At 39.0% G+C, this 17343-nt stretch carries 15 protein-coding genes; 14 read left to right on the forward strand and 1 reads right to left on the reverse strand.

Annotated features, from left to right (window positions below; translation table 11 throughout):
- The first annotated feature begins 10 nt into the window (after positions 1-10).
- From HJG58_RS10630 to HJG58_RS10685, 12 genes are all read left to right on the forward strand, one after another.
- Positions 11-820 (forward strand): sulfite exporter TauE/SafE family protein, encoded by an 810-nt coding sequence (locus tag HJG58_RS10630; protein ID WP_170248840.1) that lies wholly within the window; start codon positions 11-13, stop codon positions 818-820.
- 181 nt (positions 821-1001) lie between these two features.
- Positions 1002-1886 carry a phosphoribosyltransferase family protein gene (locus tag HJG58_RS10635; RefSeq protein ID WP_170248841.1) on the forward strand — a complete coding sequence of 295 codons (885 nt, stop codon included), beginning with the start codon at positions 1002-1004 and terminating at the stop codon, positions 1884-1886.
- 11 nt (positions 1887-1897) lie between these two features.
- Complete coding sequence (locus tag HJG58_RS10640) at positions 1898-3391, forward strand: nicotinate phosphoribosyltransferase (protein ID WP_170248842.1); 1494 nt, start codon at positions 1898-1900, stop codon at positions 3389-3391.
- Positions 3392-3451: 60 nt separating this feature from the next.
- The gene (gene ntrR, locus HJG58_RS10645; protein WP_170248843.1) at positions 3452-4219 is read left to right on the forward strand and encodes an ADPR responsive transcriptional repressor NtrR; all 768 of its coding nucleotides are present in this window, start codon (positions 3452-3454) and stop codon (positions 4217-4219) included.
- A gap of 73 nt (positions 4220-4292) precedes the next feature.
- A complete protein-coding gene (locus HJG58_RS10650; RefSeq protein WP_171545268.1) occupies positions 4293-5687 on the forward strand; it encodes a methylenetetrahydrofolate reductase C-terminal domain-containing protein in 1395 nt (464 codons plus the stop codon).
- A 63-nt stretch (positions 5688-5750) separates the two neighbouring features.
- Positions 5751-5942 (forward strand): hypothetical protein, encoded by a 192-nt coding sequence (locus tag HJG58_RS10655; protein WP_108010603.1) that lies wholly within the window; start codon positions 5751-5753, stop codon positions 5940-5942.
- Positions 5943-6869: 927 nt separating this feature from the next.
- Complete coding sequence (locus tag HJG58_RS10660) at positions 6870-7931, forward strand: HlyD family secretion protein (RefSeq protein WP_032062983.1); 1062 nt, start codon at positions 6870-6872, stop codon at positions 7929-7931.
- Between the two features lie 24 nt (positions 7932-7955).
- The gene (locus HJG58_RS10665; protein ID WP_057070849.1) at positions 7956-9503 is read left to right on the forward strand and encodes a DHA2 family efflux MFS transporter permease subunit; all 1548 of its coding nucleotides are present in this window, start codon (positions 7956-7958) and stop codon (positions 9501-9503) included.
- Between the two features lie 187 nt (positions 9504-9690).
- Positions 9691-10479 carry a hypothetical protein gene (locus HJG58_RS10670; protein ID WP_170248859.1) on the forward strand — a complete coding sequence of 263 codons (789 nt, stop codon included), beginning with the start codon at positions 9691-9693 and terminating at the stop codon, positions 10477-10479.
- Positions 10476-12062, forward strand: a complete 1587-nt coding sequence (locus tag HJG58_RS10675; RefSeq protein ID WP_170248844.1) for a GH3 family acyl-acid amido synthetase — start codon at positions 10476-10478, stop codon at positions 12060-12062. Before HJG58_RS10670 ends, HJG58_RS10675 begins: the two co-directional genes overlap by 4 nt.
- Positions 12059-13387 carry a TolC family protein gene (locus HJG58_RS10680; protein WP_216076557.1) on the forward strand — a complete coding sequence of 443 codons (1329 nt, stop codon included), beginning with the start codon at positions 12059-12061 and terminating at the stop codon, positions 13385-13387. The genes HJG58_RS10675 and HJG58_RS10680 overlap by 4 nt, the downstream gene beginning before the upstream one ends.
- Positions 13380-14543 carry a hypothetical protein gene (locus HJG58_RS10685; RefSeq protein WP_170248845.1) on the forward strand — a complete coding sequence of 388 codons (1164 nt, stop codon included), beginning with the start codon at positions 13380-13382 and terminating at the stop codon, positions 14541-14543. Before HJG58_RS10680 ends, HJG58_RS10685 begins: the two co-directional genes overlap by 8 nt.
- A 168-nt stretch (positions 14544-14711) precedes the next feature.
- Here HJG58_RS10685 and HJG58_RS10690 read toward each other — a convergent pair whose 3' ends face one another.
- Positions 14712-15152 (reverse strand): HD domain-containing protein, encoded by a 441-nt coding sequence (locus HJG58_RS10690; RefSeq protein ID WP_170248846.1) that lies wholly within the window; start codon positions 15150-15152, stop codon positions 14712-14714.
- Positions 15153-15961: 809 nt separating this feature from the next.
- Here HJG58_RS10690 and HJG58_RS10695 point away from each other — a divergent pair.
- Positions 15962-16510 carry a TetR/AcrR family transcriptional regulator gene (locus HJG58_RS10695; protein ID WP_170248847.1) on the forward strand — a complete coding sequence of 183 codons (549 nt, stop codon included), beginning with the start codon at positions 15962-15964 and terminating at the stop codon, positions 16508-16510.
- Between the two features lie 586 nt (positions 16511-17096).
- Positions 17097-17282 (forward strand): hypothetical protein, encoded by a 186-nt coding sequence (locus HJG58_RS10700; RefSeq protein WP_170248848.1) that lies wholly within the window; start codon positions 17097-17099, stop codon positions 17280-17282.
- Positions 17283-17343 lie beyond the last annotated feature (61 nt).

A 17343-nucleotide genomic window follows, 5' to 3' on the forward strand; every position in this document is an offset into this window, starting at 1 on the left:
GAAGATATTCATGCTATATGAGCTATTTTTATTTGGACTACTTTCGGGCGTAACCACTTGGTTATTTGGCTTTGGCGGCGGCTTTGTTGCTGTGCCTTTGCTTTACACCGTCATTCTTCAAAAGTGGGGCAATGAAAGCAGTGTCGGCATACATGCAATGCAAATCGCGGTGGCCACATCTGCATTTGTGATGTTGTGCTCGGCAAGTTTTGCAACTTTTCGACACTATCGTTCGGGACATATAGATTGGCAAAAGATCCATTTTTTATGGAGTGGTATTGCACTAGGTGGGGTTGTTGGTGCGGTAATGGCCTCATTGTTTAATGGAAATTGGCTTCGCTGGATATTTATGGGCTATGTGTTTGTAACGATTCTTGATTGTTATTTCCGACCTGGGTTTATGGTGACATCAAAACAAAAGCAACACTATGGTCAAAATAGTGAACTCATTAAAGGTGGAATTATTGGCTGGGTTGGAGCGCTTTTAGGTGTAGGAGGAAGTGTAATGACAGTTCCTTTATTACGGCGGCGGGGTAGTTCTATGGCAGAGGCTGCTGCTATTGCAAATATTCTCACGCTGCCTTTGTCTTTGACTGCAACGCTTACCTATTGTTTATTGTCACTTTGGCAATCTGAATGGGTACCAAGTGGATTCATTGGTCTGATCTGGTTTGAAGCTGCATTATTCTTGGTTGTGGGAACATGGATCGGGCTATATTTTTCAGAAAAATTTATTTCAAAACTACCGGATTTATGGCGAGCAAAGTTGTATCCACTACTTCTAATAATAGTTTTACTCGTCATGCTTTTTGTAAATTAATTTTTTATTTCAATTGCTTGAAGAATAATCTCTCTTAAAAATCGAATCTCAAAATGCTCTAAAACTGCAAATTTTATGTCTTAAATGGCTTTGGAAAAAGTTTGAAAATTAGACTTGAAATATATAGTGGCTTTATGCCACTATATATTCATCGAAGGTCATCAGACAAAAAGAGGATGATATGGCTATCCAGCTTTTAGATGCGGCAAGAAATGAAATCCCAGTGAAATTCACGCAGTTTTCTGGTGGAGAGCGTCATGTTCAGATTGATGAGACAACATTAGGTTCACTATCTGGCAACGTATTGGTTCGCGCCAAAATGACCTCAAGTCACGATGTGATGGACTATTTGTTACTTGAAAATATATTGCTGACTCAAGGCTTAACCGTTGACCTAGAAATTCCGTATTTTCCATATGCACGTCAGGACCGTATTTGTGCAGTAGGCCAAGCATTTTCACTCGATGTTATGACTAAATTACTCAACATCAATGCTGACAAAAAAGCGGGCAAACAAGGCAAGATCACTGTTTGGGACTGTCATAGTGAAGTAACGACAGCCTTACTCGCTGCCAATACTTCTTTTAGCGAAGTTGTAAACATCAGTTCAGTCGACATCATCGCAAAGAGTGAAGCGCTAAGCACATTGTTAAAAGATGAAAAAACAGTGCTGGTTTGCCCAGACAAAGGCGCAAAAGCGCGTACACAAATGGTTGCAGATGCTTTTAATGGTGAGCGCAAACAACCAATCACTGTTGTTCAGTGTGATAAAAAACGTGACCCAGTGACTGGCAAAATTTTAGGTACGCATGTACATGCGACGGATTTATCAGGCCTAACAGCGGTCATTACCGATGACATTTGTGATGGCGGTGCAACCTTTATTGGTATTGCTAAAGAACTCCGTCGTCTCAATTGTACTAAGGTCGTTCTATATGTGACCCACGGTATTTTTAGTAAAGGAATAGAGGTTTTTGATGGGCTGCTTGACCAGCTATTTACCTCGGACAGCTTTCCACAACAGCCATCAGACAAAATTTCAGTAATTGCTTTTGCAGCAAAATAAAGAGAACAAAGATGACGATTAAACTTAATCCATTAAACGCTATCGATTTTTATAAAGCTGATCACAGACGTCAGTATCCAGTAGGTACAGAGTACGTGTACGCAAACTTTACGCCGCGTTCATCTCGACTCGCTAAAATGCTGCCTGACTTTGACGATAAAGTTGTGTTCTTTGGTCTTCAGGGTTTTATCAAACACTTTTTAATAGATACATGGAATGAAGGCTTTTTCAAGCAACCTAAAGACAAAGTAGTGGCTGCATACAAACGCCGTATGGATAGTTCATTAGGTGAAGGCGCTGTACCAGTCGATCACATTGAAGCGTTACATGACTTGGGTTATTTACCATTACGCATTAAAGCATTGCCAGAAGGTAGCCGCGTCAATATGCGTGTACCTGTGCTCACCGTAATTAATACCGACCCGCGTTTCTTTTGGTTAACTAACTATATTGAAACCGTATTAAGTGCTGAACTTTGGAAAAGCTGTACTACGGCCACTATTGCCTATGAATACAAACGCTTATTAACTCAATACGCCGTAAAAACTGGCGCACCACTCGATTTTGTGCCTGTGCAAGGACACGATTTTAGTAGCCGTGGCATGAGTGGAGTTTATGATGCTGCTCAGTCTGGTGTGGGTCACTTAACTAGTTTTATTGGAACAGACTCGGTTGCTTCAATTGACTACGCAGAAGAATATTACAATGCCACAGGGGTGATTGGAGTTTCTGTACCAGCGACCGAACACAGTGTGATGTGTATGGGCACAGAAGACAGTGAGCTAGAAACATTTAAGCGTTTAATCTGTGAGCTTTACCCGTCAGGTGTTGTCAGTATCGTGTCTGATACTTGGGACTTTTGGCGAGTGATTACAGAATTTACGGTGGCTTTAAAACCTGAAATTCTGGCAAGACAACTGAATGCTTTAGGCTTGGCTAAATTAGTTTTCCGTCCAGACTCTGGTGACCCTGTTAAAATTATTTGCGGCGACCCAGACGCCAAAGTCGGCAGCCCAGCCTACAAAGGTGCGGTTGAATGTTTATGGGAAGTGTTTGGTGGTACAACAACTGAGCAAGGCTATAAAGTGCTTAATGAGCGTGTTGGTTTAATTTATGGTGACTCGATTACTCTAGACCGTGCACAGCATATTCTAGAAGGGCTAGAAGCCAAAGGTTTTGCTTCAAACAATTTGGTGTTTGGTATAGGAAGTTTTACCTATAACTACTTAACTCGCGATACTTTTGGATTTGCTATGAAAGCGACTTGGGGACAAGTGAATGGGGTAGGCCGTGAGTTGTTTAAAGACCCAATTACTGACTCAGGCGTTAAAAAATCTGCGAAAGGTCTATTACGCATCGAAGAAAGTGAAAATGGCTTTACTTTGTTTGATGAGCAAACAGCCGAACAAGAACAAGGCGGAGCACTAAAAACCGTCTTTGAAAATGGTAAACTTCAATATGAGTGTACTTTGGATCAAATACGTGAGCGTTTATCCATCGCATAACTGAGTTTAGATGAGCCGTTGCATGAATATCGGCTCATCATTTTCATTGAGAGACTGAACGTGACTATTCAAACTGAACAAGAATTCCTTGCCAGTTATGATCGCCGAGATTATGACGCACCTTTACTCACAGTCGATATGGCTATTTTCTCGGTATTTAATGGTCAGTTACAGGTATTACTCATTAAGCGGCCCAACTTTCCAGCCAAAGACCAATGGGCTTTACCGGGTGGTTTTGCCGATTTAACCCATGATCAAGATTTGATGGCCACGGCTTATCGTAAGCTGGTCGAAAAAACAGGGATTGCTTCACCTTACTTGGAACAAGTTGCCTCTGTGGGTAATGCCAAACGTGACCCGCGTGGCTGGGCAGTAACCATTTTGTATTTTGCATTAATTGATTTTAATGCCTATCAACATCAAGCTTTGGCTGAGTACAGCGAATGGGTGCCTGTAGCAAAAGCACAAGATTTGGCATTGGCGTTTGATCATAATGAATTGCTCAGCTTAGCTTTAGAGCGTTTAACCAGTAAAACTCGCTATACCGCATTGCCAGCCAGTCTAATGCCCGAGTTATTTACACTGACCGAGCTGCAGACTATTTATGAAATTATTCTTGGGCAATCCTTAGATAAAAAAGCATTCAGGCGCCGTATGATAGAAGCTGGCGCAGTTGAAGAAACTAGTCAAAGTAAAATTGTGGGCAAACGACCAGCTCAGCTTTACCGCTATGCACTCGATTCTTTTGATTTTATATTCCCACGTTCACTCGAATTACCAAGAAATAAAGAGGGTGAAGACAAGCAAAACAATGAGCTTTCTGACTAGCGCATCTTGATGCACTTTTGATTTATAATGCCGCGCTTATGATTGATGTCATGTTTTAATCAGCGCTTTGCCTATGTCACACGTTTCTCCCTGCTTCCAGCAAAACCAGTTTTTTGTGTTGGCGGAATATCTCACTTCACTGCATGAAATTTATCCTGTGAAACATGAGTTTGCAGGATATCCGGCTGCAATGACATTGGTAGATCGCGTACATTCAGATCATGATATTGCTCCGCTTGAAGCCAGCAAAAGTTATCCTGACTCAATCGATAAAGTCTTACACTTTTCAGGTAAGGCCCGAGACATACAAGACTTTGAGCATTTTTTAGAGCAAGCTCAAACAGCCAATATTCAAAACTTGTTATTGCTTACAGGCGATAAACTAAAAGAGCATCATAATGGTCGAGATGGACAGCCGCGTAGTCGTTACCTAGAGTCGGTAAACGCCGTAATGGCTGCCAAGCAACACGGCGGGTTTCGTATTGGGGTTGCTTTTAACCCATTTAAATATGTTGAAGCTGAGCGTGATGCACAGTACTTAAAACTACATAAGAAAATTAAAGCAGGTGCTGACTTTATCATTACGCAATTGGGCTATGACATTGAGGCTTTAAAACAAGCCAAATCATTTTTAACGAAGCATACTTATTCACAGCAAATACTGGCTTGTGTGATGCCTCTGACTTTAGGCCGTGCTAACTTCATGGTAAAGCATAAAGTTGCAGGTATTGTGATTACCCCACACATGCTAAAAGTCTTGGCAGATGAAAAACAGGCAGGGCATACAGACCGAGTTTATTTACGCTGCGCTTTACAGATTTTGATATGTAAACACTTAGGGTATGCAGGAATTCATTTATCTGCTTGCCATAAGCCAGAAGAGCAAATGCTGCTTGAAAGCTACATTGAGCAATACAGACATCTGGAGCTTGAAGCCTTAGAAGAGCTTTGGAATTCACTTTGGCAAGTCACCACAGGCAAAGAGTTTTCACCTGAAATTGCTCGTTTTTCGCGTCAGCCAACACCTAAACAAATAATTAAATATCGCCAGCTGCATGTTATGCATGAAGCAATGTTTGGATCAAAAATTGCTAAAGGCGTTGGACGCTTTATTTTTAAAGCATCTTTTTGGGAAAATGCTTTAGTAGCCAAAGTACTACTTAAAGCAGAAGTGTTGAGTAAACATAGCCTAGTCGGTTGTGAAAGCTGTGGTCAGTGTCGCCTAAGTGACACTTTATATATATGCCCTGAAACGTGTCCAAAAGGTTTAGCCAACGGGCCGTGTGGCGGAACAACTTTAGACCGCTGTGAATTTGGTGACCGTGAGTGTATTCATTCAGTCAAAGCAAGACTTGCCAAAGCGGTTGAACAAACCGATGTCTTAAAAGAAAAACTCATTCCTACAGTAGCGATTGAAACGAGAGGAACCAGCTCTTGGAAAAATTGGTATTTAGCGACAGAGGTTTAAGATTTAAAAACCATACTTGTTTCAGTTAAAATATGCTCAACAGAATTTTATTGACTTAAATTAATGCAAAATCAAAATGATCCAATTCATAATATAGAGCAATTAGATGCTGAAAATGAGCAAAAGCAAGAAAACTCGGTGCTTAATTCTGTAAATCCTGATCCAGTTGATGTAACAGACTTAATTATTGAGATCGGGAAAGATGTAGTAGATTTTGCATCTTCTATTTTTGATAACATCGATATAAATTTTTGATTTTTGAGCTATCTATAGTGAGTTTTACGCAAATATGGAATAAGAAATTTAATGTCACTTTGTGATCTTGCCACTATAAAGAAGATTAGAAAATTCTTTAATGACAATTTTGAGCAATCCGAAACATTACGAGTGTGGCAAGCAGAATTATAAGAAGTTGCTGTGATAATTTTAAGATTTAATAATTGCTAATGGAGTAACTCTAGAAGAAATTTTTAGTGATTTAAATCAGTAAAAAATGATCCGTAAATTGTCTAATTTCTAAATAAAAAAGAGTTAAAAGTAACTCTTTTTTAACATTAATTTTATTTTTTTATAATATTGGCTTCTTAGGCGTATGTTGGGTTTGGATTGTGGGATTCTATATTATTTTACTTAATATAATTAATCAAAAGTTGTCGAAATAGTCTTTTGATAAGTGCTTTTTACTATTTTGACTAAGTCAGAATATTTATATTTTATCCTTCTATTAATATTATAAAATTTCTCTACAACTATTTAGTGATTACATAGATCTTTAAATAATTCTACTTAATTAATACAAATAGAAGGTTAATCTTTAATGTTAGTGAAATAAATCTCTTTATGTGTTAGCTTTTTTTAAATAAATTTAATTTTAGTAATTAATTGATTTTTAATAATAATTTTTATTTATTTAAGCTGTTTTTGTAAGCGGTTATTTGAAAAAATATAAAATTACATAATTTTTAAACATAGTTTATATAACTTGCTTTATTGACATAAATAGAAAAAATATCTGGCAAAGAAGTCAATGATATTTAATTCACTTAAGAACCATAATTTGCACCAAATTTTACGATGTCACGATTCATTGAATAAAACCAAGTGAAAAGTTACGTAAAAAAGAAATCAATAGTTTTATTGACTTAAATAAAAAATCGAATATTACAAATAAGCGGAATGAATATGGATAACGTAGCTCAGCTAGAAACTGATACTAATTTCCAAAGTCGAAAGAAAATAACTTGGGGTGTTTTTAGTGTCCTACTGTTATTTTTAGTTGCTGGTATCTTATATTATTTTTTTGTATATCGATTCTATCAATCTACGGATAATGCTTATGTGCAAGCCGATGTCACTTGGGTGATGCCAAAGATTTCAGGCGAAGTGATGGAGTTATTAATTAACGATAATCAGGTAGTAAAAAAGGGGGAAACTTTAGCAGTATTAGATCACCGCGATTATCAAGCTCGTTATGACCAAGCTCGTTCAGTAGTCAGCTTGAAAGAAGCTGCACTGGGTGTACAGCAGCAAAATGAAAAGTCTGCCAAATCTTCAATTATTGAAGCTCATAGTGGCGTAGTGGCAGCACAAGCTGATTTAACTCGTTTAAGAAAAGAGTTTGAGCGTTATCAAGATTTATTAAAAGATGGGGTGATTACCCGACAAAACTTTGAAGGGGTTCAGTCTCAATATTTAACGGCCCAAGCTCAACTCAGCAAAGCGCAAGCCGCCGTAAATGCGGCAGAAGCTCAGTTGGGGAGTTTACAAGCGAGTCGAGCGCAGCTTCTAGCAGATATTCAAAGTGCCAATGCAAACTTAAACCTGTATCAGGTCGATTTGGCTTCATCAAAAGTGGTCAGTCCTGTAAACGGTAAGATCGGTAGCCTTGCAATCCAGAAAGGCTCACGTGTTTCTCCGCAAACCCGCTTAATGGCGATCATTCCTGAAAATAGTTTGTATGTACAAGCCAACTTCAAAGAAACTCAAATTGAAAAAATGCATATTGGTCAGAAAGTTAAATTAAAACTTGATGCCTACCCAAGCCTGACCTATACCGGAAAAATTGAAAGCTTTTCACCAGCTTCAGGCGCAACTTTTTCACTTATGCCACCAGACAATGCCACAGGCAACTTTAACAAGGTTGTTCAGCGTATTCCTGTGCGTATTGCCATAGATTCAAGCCCACATATTGATTTGATAAAACCCGGAATGTCGGTGAGTGCCACCGTTGACCTAAGAACTTAATAATAAAATTTTAGGTAATAACAAATGAATAAGCACCTTGAGGCCGAGTGGAGATTCCCAGCAAAAACTGCATGGGCAATTTTTGCTGCCATGATTTTTGGCAACTTCATGGCGATTCTTGATATTCAGATTGTGGCGAGTTCTCTAAACGAAGTTCAAGCTGGTATGAGTGCAAGTCGTTATGAAGTTACTTGGGTGCAAACGGTTTATTTAATTGCCGAAATTATTGCAATTCCAATGTCGAGTATTGTCTCGCGGGTGCTTTCAACACGGGTGTATTACACCATCTGTGCAATTGGTTTTACCGTCAGTTCTTTACTTTGTGCTTTGGCATGGAATTTAGAAAGTTTATTGGTTTTCCGTGGCATTCAAGGTTTTATGGGCGGCGGCATGATTCCGACCTCCATGACGGCGTTGTACTTACTTTTTCCAGAACCAAAGCGCTCATTGCCTTTGGTGATGTTTGGGATGATCAGCACTTTGGGGCCGGCCATCGGCCCAACCATTGGCGGTTGGCTCACAAATAACTTTTCGTGGCACTGGATGTTCCTGATCAATATTATTCCAGGCATCATCATTGCTACGGTCATTTACTCAGGCCCTAATATCGACCGTGCCAACTACTCACTCATTAAAAGCATGGACTGGTTTAGCCTGATTGGTATGGCGATGTTTTTGGGTGGACTTGAATATTTCCTTGATGAAGGCGCACGGCATGACTGGCTTGCAGACACAGGTGTTCGGATTGCGTTTATGATCTGTGTTGTGGGTGGCATGATTTTCTTCTCTAGAAGTTTTACCCAGCCAAAGCCTTTGCTCGATTTGTCCGTATTTAAAAACAAAAATTTTACCTTAAGTGCCATCACGACTTTTGTGATTGGCATGGCACTCTATGGCTTGGGTTACATGATTCCCGTGTTTCTTGGGCAAGTCCGTGAAATGAACAGTAGCCAAATTGGTCACGTCATGATGGTGACAGGTATTGTCATGTTCTGCTTTGCGCCGTTTCTTGCATGGCTCATTCCCAATTTTGATACCCGAAAAACGGTATTTGTTGGAATGATTCTGGCGGGCTTTGGTGTTTGGCTTAATTCACACCTCAGCATTCATAGCGATTACGACTTTATGTTTTGGCCGCAAATTTACCGTGGTATTGGTCTCATGATCTGCCTGATTGTGGTTTCGCATTTAGCCATGAGCACTTTGCCGCTGAGTAAAGTAGCCGATGCCAGCGGTATTTATAACCTGATGCGTAATATTGGCGGCGCGGTTGGACTAGCTCTCATTAACTCATCTTTAGATTGGCTCACTGCGCTTCATGTCACCCAGATTAATCAGGGGATGACACCGCAAAACTGGATTTTTACAGAAAGACTCGATCAACTCACGGCGCAATATCAGGAAGTCGGTGCAAATGCTCAGCAAATCGCGCTGAGTGTGATTTACCGCGACATTCATTTTCAGGCACTGACCTCTAGCTTCAATGATTTATTACGGATGCTCGCAATCATCATGTTTGTGACCGCATTTTTAACCATCTTTATGGATCGGGGGAAGAAAATGAATATGTAGATATTAAAAAATAAAGGCAGCTTTCAAAGAATGAAAAACAATAGGGCATATCAAAACGTATCCCTTCATAGAAAAAGAACATTGATCTGAGTTTTCTAAAATCGGTTGATGAGATCGGGGAACTCACAAATTAGAGGTGGAAGGTTAAAGGATTATGATTAATACAACGTATAAACTAATTTCAAAATTGAACCTGAAAAACACGACTTATGGTCAATATTTTGAAAAAGAGCAAATCGATACTGAGCGATTAAAAGTGATGTATTCCATTTACGAACAGTATTATGAAAATACGAGATTTTCTATTTTCGTAGATGATTTCCAAAATAAAAGCGGTGCGATCTTAATTTTTGATTCGGAAACAGATGAGATTGTCGGTTTTTCGACTGTGGTGGTGCAGCATTTCTATTTAAATGGTAAAGACTACACCGTGTTATTTAGCGGAGATACGGTCATTTTGAAGAAGTTTTGGGGTACGCGTAGTCTGCAAAGTACCATGCTCAAACTGATGATTAAGCTTCGAATCAAATATCCATTTAACGAACTCTATTGGCTCCTCATTTCTAAAGGTTATAAAACCTACTTACTGCTCGCCAATAACTACTATGTCTATTACCCAAATATTAAAGACGAAAACCAGCATCTTTCCGAAGTCGTTGAGCACTACTGTGAAAAATTCTTTGGTGAATACTACGACCGTGAAGCGGGCCTTTTAAATTTTGGTGATGACTATCAACCATTAAAAGGTGAAGTCGCACCGATTACTGCCGAAATGAGAGAAAAGAACCCAAATATTCATTTCTTTGAACAAAAAAATCCGACATGGAAAGCAGGTACTGAACTGCCGTGTATTGGCCGTCTTGGTTGGAAAGATATTGCCCGTTTCCCTGTGAAACTAATGACTAAACCGACCAGTAAAGGAAAGTTTGAAGCATGCGTAACCCATAAAACAAAACGTAGAGAGGCCATCCAATGAAATCTAATGAATGGCTAACTTTGGGTTCACATCTGATTCTAAAAAAATGGTGTGATGCATCTGACCGTAATTTTCAAAAACAATTTAATGCCTTAGAGACCACGCAACGTCAAATTTTGCATTCGATATTACAAACCTCTACCTTTGCCCAAGAGAAGAAAGTTCAAAACTATGAGCAGTTTGTAAAAGTATTTCCTGCAACACGTTACGGCGCATGGCGAGAAGACATTCAGCTTTACCGTGAACAAAAGCTTTCACTCTCGAGCAGTAAACTGGTTCGTTTCCAGCCGACCAGTGGTTCGAGTGAGCAAATCAAGTTTATTCCATATACCAAGCTGTTTTTAGATGAACTTGACCATGCAATTGCGCCGTGGATGGCAAGTTTATACCGTAAATGTCCACAGCTCAGTTCGGGTACGCATTATTGGTCGGTGTCATGGTTGCCTGAAAGTCAGCGTGAAGTTTTAAAAGACAAAAACCTAAATGATGATAGTGCGCTACTTGGTGTAGGTAAGCGAATTTTGTCAAAGTTTACCCAAGCCGTTCCAAGTAATGTTGCCTTTGCCGCCAATGCTGACGATGCACTGTTTGCCACCATTTGTTATTTGGTCGCAAACCGTAACTTAGCCATGATTTCGGTATGGAGTCCAACTTTTGCGCTGCAATTACTTGAACGTTTGGAGTTACTACAGCAAGACGTGATTGAGGTTTTACAAAGTGGTTCATGGGGTAACCGTCAGGCTTCATTAAAAGAAGTCACTGCACCGCGTAGCTCTGAAAGTGCTCAAGCTTTAAGTAATGCTTCAAACGGCGCACAGATTGACTTTAAAAAACTCTGGCCAAAGTTAAGTCTGGTGTCGAGTTGGGACACCGCAGGTTCAAAAGCTTGGGCCGAAAAATTAAAAGAAAAATTACCCAGTGTTCAGTTTGAAGGCAAAGGCCTATGGGCGACGGAAGGTGTAGTCACCATTCCCTATAACGATCAATACCCACTGGCGTATCAAAGTCACTTCTATGAATTTGAATATTTAGAAGGCGATAAACAAGGTCAAATTATTCCATCGTGGGAACTTAAACAAGGTGATGTGGTCAGCCCACTGATTACTTCTGGTAATGGCTTACTTCGCTACTGTTTGGATGATTGCTTACGCGTGACTGGCTTTATCGAGCAAATTCCGTGTTTTGAGTTCCAAGGCCGCCGTTTTGGTGTAGATCTGGTCGGTGAGAAACTTGCACCTGAAACTGCTCAACAGTTGTTGTCTCAATTAAATGAAACGGAATCGAAAGCGATTTCTTTACTGGCGATTGATACCGAGCAACAGGTTAAACCATTTTATTGCGTGCTTTTTGAAGGCGACATTCATCACAGCATTAGCAATGAATATATCGACAATATCTTACGTCAAAACTTCCATTATGAACTTGCTCGAAACTTGGGGCAGCTTGACCAGCCTCAAATTCGCCAAGCCAATAATGGCTGGAATGCGTACAAAAAACTGGTCATGTTTGATGGCATTATCGAAGGCAATATCAAGCCTGAGCCACTCAAGAAAGTCACCCTGAATAGTTTGGAACAACTATGAAAGGGATGAAGCCATTTAATACGCGGTTTTTAACACTTCGACACGCCTTATATCTAGGCGTGTTGTTGGTGTCGAATACACATGCCATGACTTTAGATGAGGCTTTGTCAGCTAGTTTAAGGCATGAAAGCCAGCTTGAAGTGAGCCGTTTAAGTGTGAACCAGTCCACCGCTATGCTTGAACAGGCCAAGCAACGTGATGGACTCAAAGTTAATTTAGTCGGGCAACTTGACTATGAAAGAATAAATACGCCTTCACACGTCTTGTTTCCAACCGAAGGAAACCGTAAAGGACGAAGTTTGCAATTGCAGGCAGATTATCCGATCTATACTTCTGGGCGACACCTTTTAGGAATAGATGTTGCCGAAAGTCAGCTTTCAGCCCAAAACCAAGGTTTATCAGATCAACGATCAGAAACCATTTTAAATACCGTAATGGTCTATACCGACGTATTAAAAAAGAAAGCGATTTTAGAGCTTAGACAAAAGACCATGGCAAATCTACAACGATCTTTATATGAGTCAAAGCGCCGTTTCGACGTGGGAATGATTACCCGTGCAGACTTAGCTCAGGTGTTGGCACAAGTCGCGCAAGGTCAAGCCGATATTACACAGGCGCAATCTAACTTGACCGTAAGTGAAGCTCAGTTTTACCAAGTAACGGGTGTAACGCCTGAAAATCTTGTTGCCATTAAACAACTACCCGCTATTCCCGCTAACCTAGATGAAATTTTGGCGCAAACGAAGAATCATCCGGCTTTAATGCGGGCCAAATATGAAAAGCAGGCCGCCGAAAAACAATATGCTCTCACCAAACGCGAACTCTGGCCAACGGTCATGCTCACCAGCCGTGCCGGAAAGCAAGATGAGGCAAGCTATATCGGTTCGGAAAGTAATAACTATATGGTTGGGGTACAACTTAATGTACCGCTCTATGACGATGGCTTAAATCGGGCCAATGTTAAAAAAGCACAGGCCGATATTGATTTGGCTCACCAGAAAATACGAAGTCTTGAACTAGACTTAAATAAGCGTACACGTACCACCTATGCGCAGCTTCAAACCATTCGACAAAATAAAGAGGCATTGGCAAATGCCATAGAGGCAGCATCTATTGCCTTTGTCTACACACGTAAAGAGTTTGATGTTGGCACCAAAACGACATTTGATTTGCTGAATACAGAGCAAAAGTTACTTGATGTACAAACCCAAAAAACAGTGAATGACCAAGATGAAGTGATGTTTGTCTATCAGCTACTCGACCAAATGGGACGTTTAAATAGTTTGGTTCCCCCACAGACTGCACAACAGGTGAATAATGAATAAAACAAATACACCACTTGCTGACAATACCCTCATTACCCGTGAAGCAACTCTGGCAGATGATCAGGCTTTGCGAGAGTTAATCGCAGTACCCATGACCACCAAAGGCATACAAATTAGCTTTCAGCGCGAACCAAGTTATTTTAGAGCGTCTGACATTGTCTATCGACATAAGCTGCATGTTGTGATTGAAGACACCGAAAGCCAAAAGAATGTCGCTTGTTATAGCAATGGTCATCGTCCATGTTATGTTGATCGGAACATTCAAGACTTACGATACGCTGGGGATTTGCGAGTAGACCACAACTATCGGGGGAAATCACTGGTTAAGGTTTTGGCAAAGCATGTAAAACAAACCATGCATGAACCGAACTATAGCCAAATGATTATTTTTGATGATAACCATGCCGCACGCGCCGCTATACAAACAGGCAAAACGGGAATGCCTGATTATTATGATGAAGGACTTATCGAAACATTAAGCCTGACTGACTTAGGCGCAAAAAGAAAAATCACGGCTTTTTTAAAGCAAGTTGATAAACAGATTGATCTTCAAGAGATTCGTACATGTGTTGCTGAAGCTCAGCACGTGAAAGCCATGAATCAGTTTATTAGCGACATGGCAGAGTTTTATAACTTTATTCCAGCTTATAACTTTGAAGAACTCGCCCAAGGGCATCAGTATTTTTCAGGGATAAAACTTTCAGACTTTTCACTTTATTTTAAAGGTGAAAAGCTGGTCGGCATGTTTGGCTTGTGGGATCAGCATAGTATTAAGCAAACCAAAATCTTGCATTATAGTTCAGCCATTGGTGTGCTTAGACCCGTTTATAATTTATTGACTCCGCTAACTAAATGCATGCGTTTGCCTAAACTTGGCGACTCTATTAAGTATCACGTGTTACACACCTTAATGTGCCATCCAGAAGATTTGGCTTTGCACCATAAAATGCTCGAAGATGCCTATAACAAGTCAAAACAACAGGGCGTTGGTGTGGTGAGCTTTACACTTTCACATAAAGATCCGCGCTATCAGTTAAACCAGTTTTATAAAGGTGAACGCTTAACGGGAATGCACGGTTTTATTAGTTATGAAGGCGACCCACAACCCCATTTTGATAAAAACTTAATTCCATATTTAGAAGTCGGGCGTATTTAACTCTAAGATAGGTTCGCCGTAGATCATAAATGCGCAAAAAATTGCTCAATTCTTAAGTCAGTTAAATAGGATTGAGCAAAAATCTTTTTTTTAAATGATAAATTTTGATTACGTTACAAAATCAAATTGATCGTATTATATTTTATAAACCTAGCTAATTCGACCTTTTCATTCCAACCTATCTTGGGCTGTTGAAACAATTAACATAGTTTGAAGATAATAATCTACACGTGAGTGATTATTGTCCTTATGTGAGTTATGCGCATTAAAGGCTGCATCATGAAGTTTCACGATTCGAGCGATCGGATTCAAACTACAACGAATTAAATATTCTTCACGTGTTTCACTTTCCCGTTTAGTTAATGCATCAACGGCATCACGGACTTCTTTTCCGAATATGCTTTCGATTTTGTCTAGGGTAAGAGGTGTGTCTTCAACGCTATCGTGTAGAAGGGCTGTAATGATATAGACTTCTGAAAATCGGTGCTCAATTAATGAGTTGACCACGCCTTTAATATGGTAATCAAAGTAATCATGAGGACCATACTTTTGACCTTGATGCGATTCTTTTGATAATTTCTCTGCGAGTTCAACTTTATTTTGAGTCATTTTTTGCTCTTATCACTTTAAGTATATGACGCGGCCTAATGTGTGAGATGGGTCGCTTAAGTCATAATTTTATACTGGATAGCGACTCTTAAAAACATCTCTTAATAACAGTAGTGTCTCTTTTTATTTATTCATGTTTAGTTGAGGTGGGCCAATCCAGCCCTTAAGTTTTTGAAATTTTAAACTTTAACTTGATGATATAAGGGTAGATTAAAAATATTACTTAAGAATTTCCTTAATTATGTAATTAAATGAAAAACAATAATTATTTAAATATTTTCTAGCCAATTTCACATTGACACCTTAAATATTGAAGATTACCATTTGCGGGCTGGCCTACATTGCCAGTCGGTTGTCGCAGACCGTTTAGTAAAGTGCATCAGATTATTCCTTCTGAGGAGTATTCTTGTGTATATCGATCGTCCCTCGCTTGTTGCGGTAGGACGAGTGAGGGACACCTTCGGGTGTGCTGATTCTTTACTATCAGTCTGCGAACCCTTGCTCGTTCTGCCACCATAATTCTAATGTCTTGGCAGAACTCCATATATAAGGAGTTGGCTTTGTACATTCATCATTTCATGGCAGCCATTGCCAAAAGCTATAACAACACAGCTTAAAACAATTAACGCAGCTTGATTGCCGTAAGGCTTTTTCAGGCTTTAGCTCGTTATTACTTAAAACTTAGACAATTAAACCTTGAGATGTGCTGCGCACAGTCTTTACGGCTTTGCTATGCCTTTTTTTCTCCCAAAAGGCAGCGGTTTTTATATCTCATTTATATACAACAATAATTTTATAACGGTAAAAATATGCCAAAAATAGTTCTCCCAACACGTGCAGTACAAGTCGTAAATAAATCAATTGAGTTATTTCACTACAACGGGTTTCATCTGGTCGGCATCGACAGAATTGTGAAAGAGTGTGAAGTTACCAAATCGACCTTTTATAACTACTTTCACTCAAAAGAGCGGTTGATTGAAATCTGCCTAATTGTGCAAAAAGAGCGCTTAAAAGAAAAAGTAGTTTCAGTGGTTGAATACGACCGCGACACAAACGCAATCGATAAACTCAAAAAACTCTATCTTTTACATGCAGATTTAGACGGGCTTTACTACTTATTATTTAAAGCCATTTTTGAAACAAACCTAACCCATCCAAAAGCGTACATAACCGCCGTGCGATATAGAACATGGCTCACCAACGAAATATATAGCTTGCTTAGAGCACTTAACGCCGATGTTTCTTTTACTGATGCCAAACTGTTTTTATATCTAATCGAAGGTGCCATTATTCAGCGTTTAAGTTTAGGTGAGGTTGATGAGAGAGTGGTTGAGGTGTTTTTGAGGGGGATGGGGTGAGGGTATTTAGGTAATTAAGATTTATGCTGTAGAGCAGTTTTAGATATTTTTGATAAAACACTGTATAAAACTTAAAACAGTAGATAGATTAATTTCTCTGATTATCAAGTCCTACTTAAGTGGCCAAATAATACAGGAATATATAATAGAAAAGATACCCTATATCTGCATCAAAATGGGGTATAGTTTACGAGTGGAGTAATAGTTGGAAAGAAAAATGAAGTTGAGTAGATCAAAAATTATTATAGGCATATTGATTACAACTTTAATAATCTTATGTTTGATCAAATTCAATATTACAATTGATTTTAATGATAAATATGTACCATTTTTTGTTGGTATTATAGTGTCGATAACAAGTCTTATTAGTGTATGGGTAACAAATTTCTTTAATAATAAACATAATTTTTTTTCCCATTCTTTACAGTTGATTAAAGCCATTTCTTTTTCTCTAAATTGGTTTTTAGAGTCTATAAATCTACTTTGTAATAGTTACAGATTGATTTTCTTCTTTTATATACAACGATGCCACATGTTGGGGTATATTTTGTATATGTGTAAAATTAAGTAGTAGCTAAGATAAATGATGGATTTTTACGAAATTGCTTTCGATGAAGATTATGAAAGTTACAAAATTAATTCTGAAAACATAACTGTAGAACTATCAGTTTTTCAATCTTTGTGGGGGGCTTGGGAAAAGTTTGTAGAAATTTTTTATTTTCAACTTTATATGGAGAACAAAGAAAAGAAAATTAATAGACTTCCTTCATAAATCATTTTTCAATCAATTTAATTGTTTATCTTTCACCCAATCTAAATTGTATATGCCAGCA

The sequence above is a fragment of the Acinetobacter geminorum genome, assembly GCF_013009345.1.
GTDB lineage: Bacteria > Pseudomonadota > Gammaproteobacteria > Pseudomonadales > Moraxellaceae > Acinetobacter > Acinetobacter geminorum.

Excerpts from the sequence above, each read along its gene's own strand:
- HJG58_RS10630 (WP_170248840.1), top strand. The coding sequence starts at position 11 with ATGCTATATGAGCTATTTTTATTTGGACTACTTTCGGGCGTAACCACT.
- HJG58_RS10635 (WP_170248841.1), top strand. The coding sequence starts at position 1,002 with ATGGCTATCCAGCTTTTAGATGCGGCAAGAAATGAAATCCCAGTGAAA.
- HJG58_RS10640 (WP_170248842.1), top strand. The coding sequence starts at position 1,898 with ATGACGATTAAACTTAATCCATTAAACGCTATCGATTTTTATAAAGCT.
- HJG58_RS10650 (WP_171545268.1), top strand. The coding sequence starts at position 4,293 with ATGTCACACGTTTCTCCCTGCTTCCAGCAAAACCAGTTTTTTGTGTTG.
- HJG58_RS10655 (WP_108010603.1), top strand. The coding sequence starts at position 5,751 with ATGCAAAATCAAAATGATCCAATTCATAATATAGAGCAATTAGATGCT.
- HJG58_RS10660 (WP_032062983.1), top strand. The coding sequence starts at position 6,870 with ATGGATAACGTAGCTCAGCTAGAAACTGATACTAATTTCCAAAGTCGA.
- HJG58_RS10665 (WP_057070849.1), top strand. The coding sequence starts at position 7,956 with ATGAATAAGCACCTTGAGGCCGAGTGGAGATTCCCAGCAAAAACTGCA.
- HJG58_RS10675 (WP_170248844.1), top strand. The coding sequence starts at position 10,476 with ATGAAATCTAATGAATGGCTAACTTTGGGTTCACATCTGATTCTAAAA.
- HJG58_RS10680 (WP_216076557.1), top strand. The coding sequence starts at position 12,059 with ATGAAAGGGATGAAGCCATTTAATACGCGGTTTTTAACACTTCGACAC.
- HJG58_RS10685 (WP_170248845.1), top strand. The coding sequence starts at position 13,380 with ATGAATAAAACAAATACACCACTTGCTGACAATACCCTCATTACCCGT.
- HJG58_RS10690 (WP_170248846.1), bottom strand. The coding sequence starts at position 15,152 with ATGACTCAAAATAAAGTTGAACTCGCAGAGAAATTATCAAAAGAATCG.
- HJG58_RS10695 (WP_170248847.1), top strand. The coding sequence starts at position 15,962 with ATGCCAAAAATAGTTCTCCCAACACGTGCAGTACAAGTCGTAAATAAA.
- HJG58_RS10700 (WP_170248848.1), top strand. The coding sequence starts at position 17,097 with ATGGATTTTTACGAAATTGCTTTCGATGAAGATTATGAAAGTTACAAA.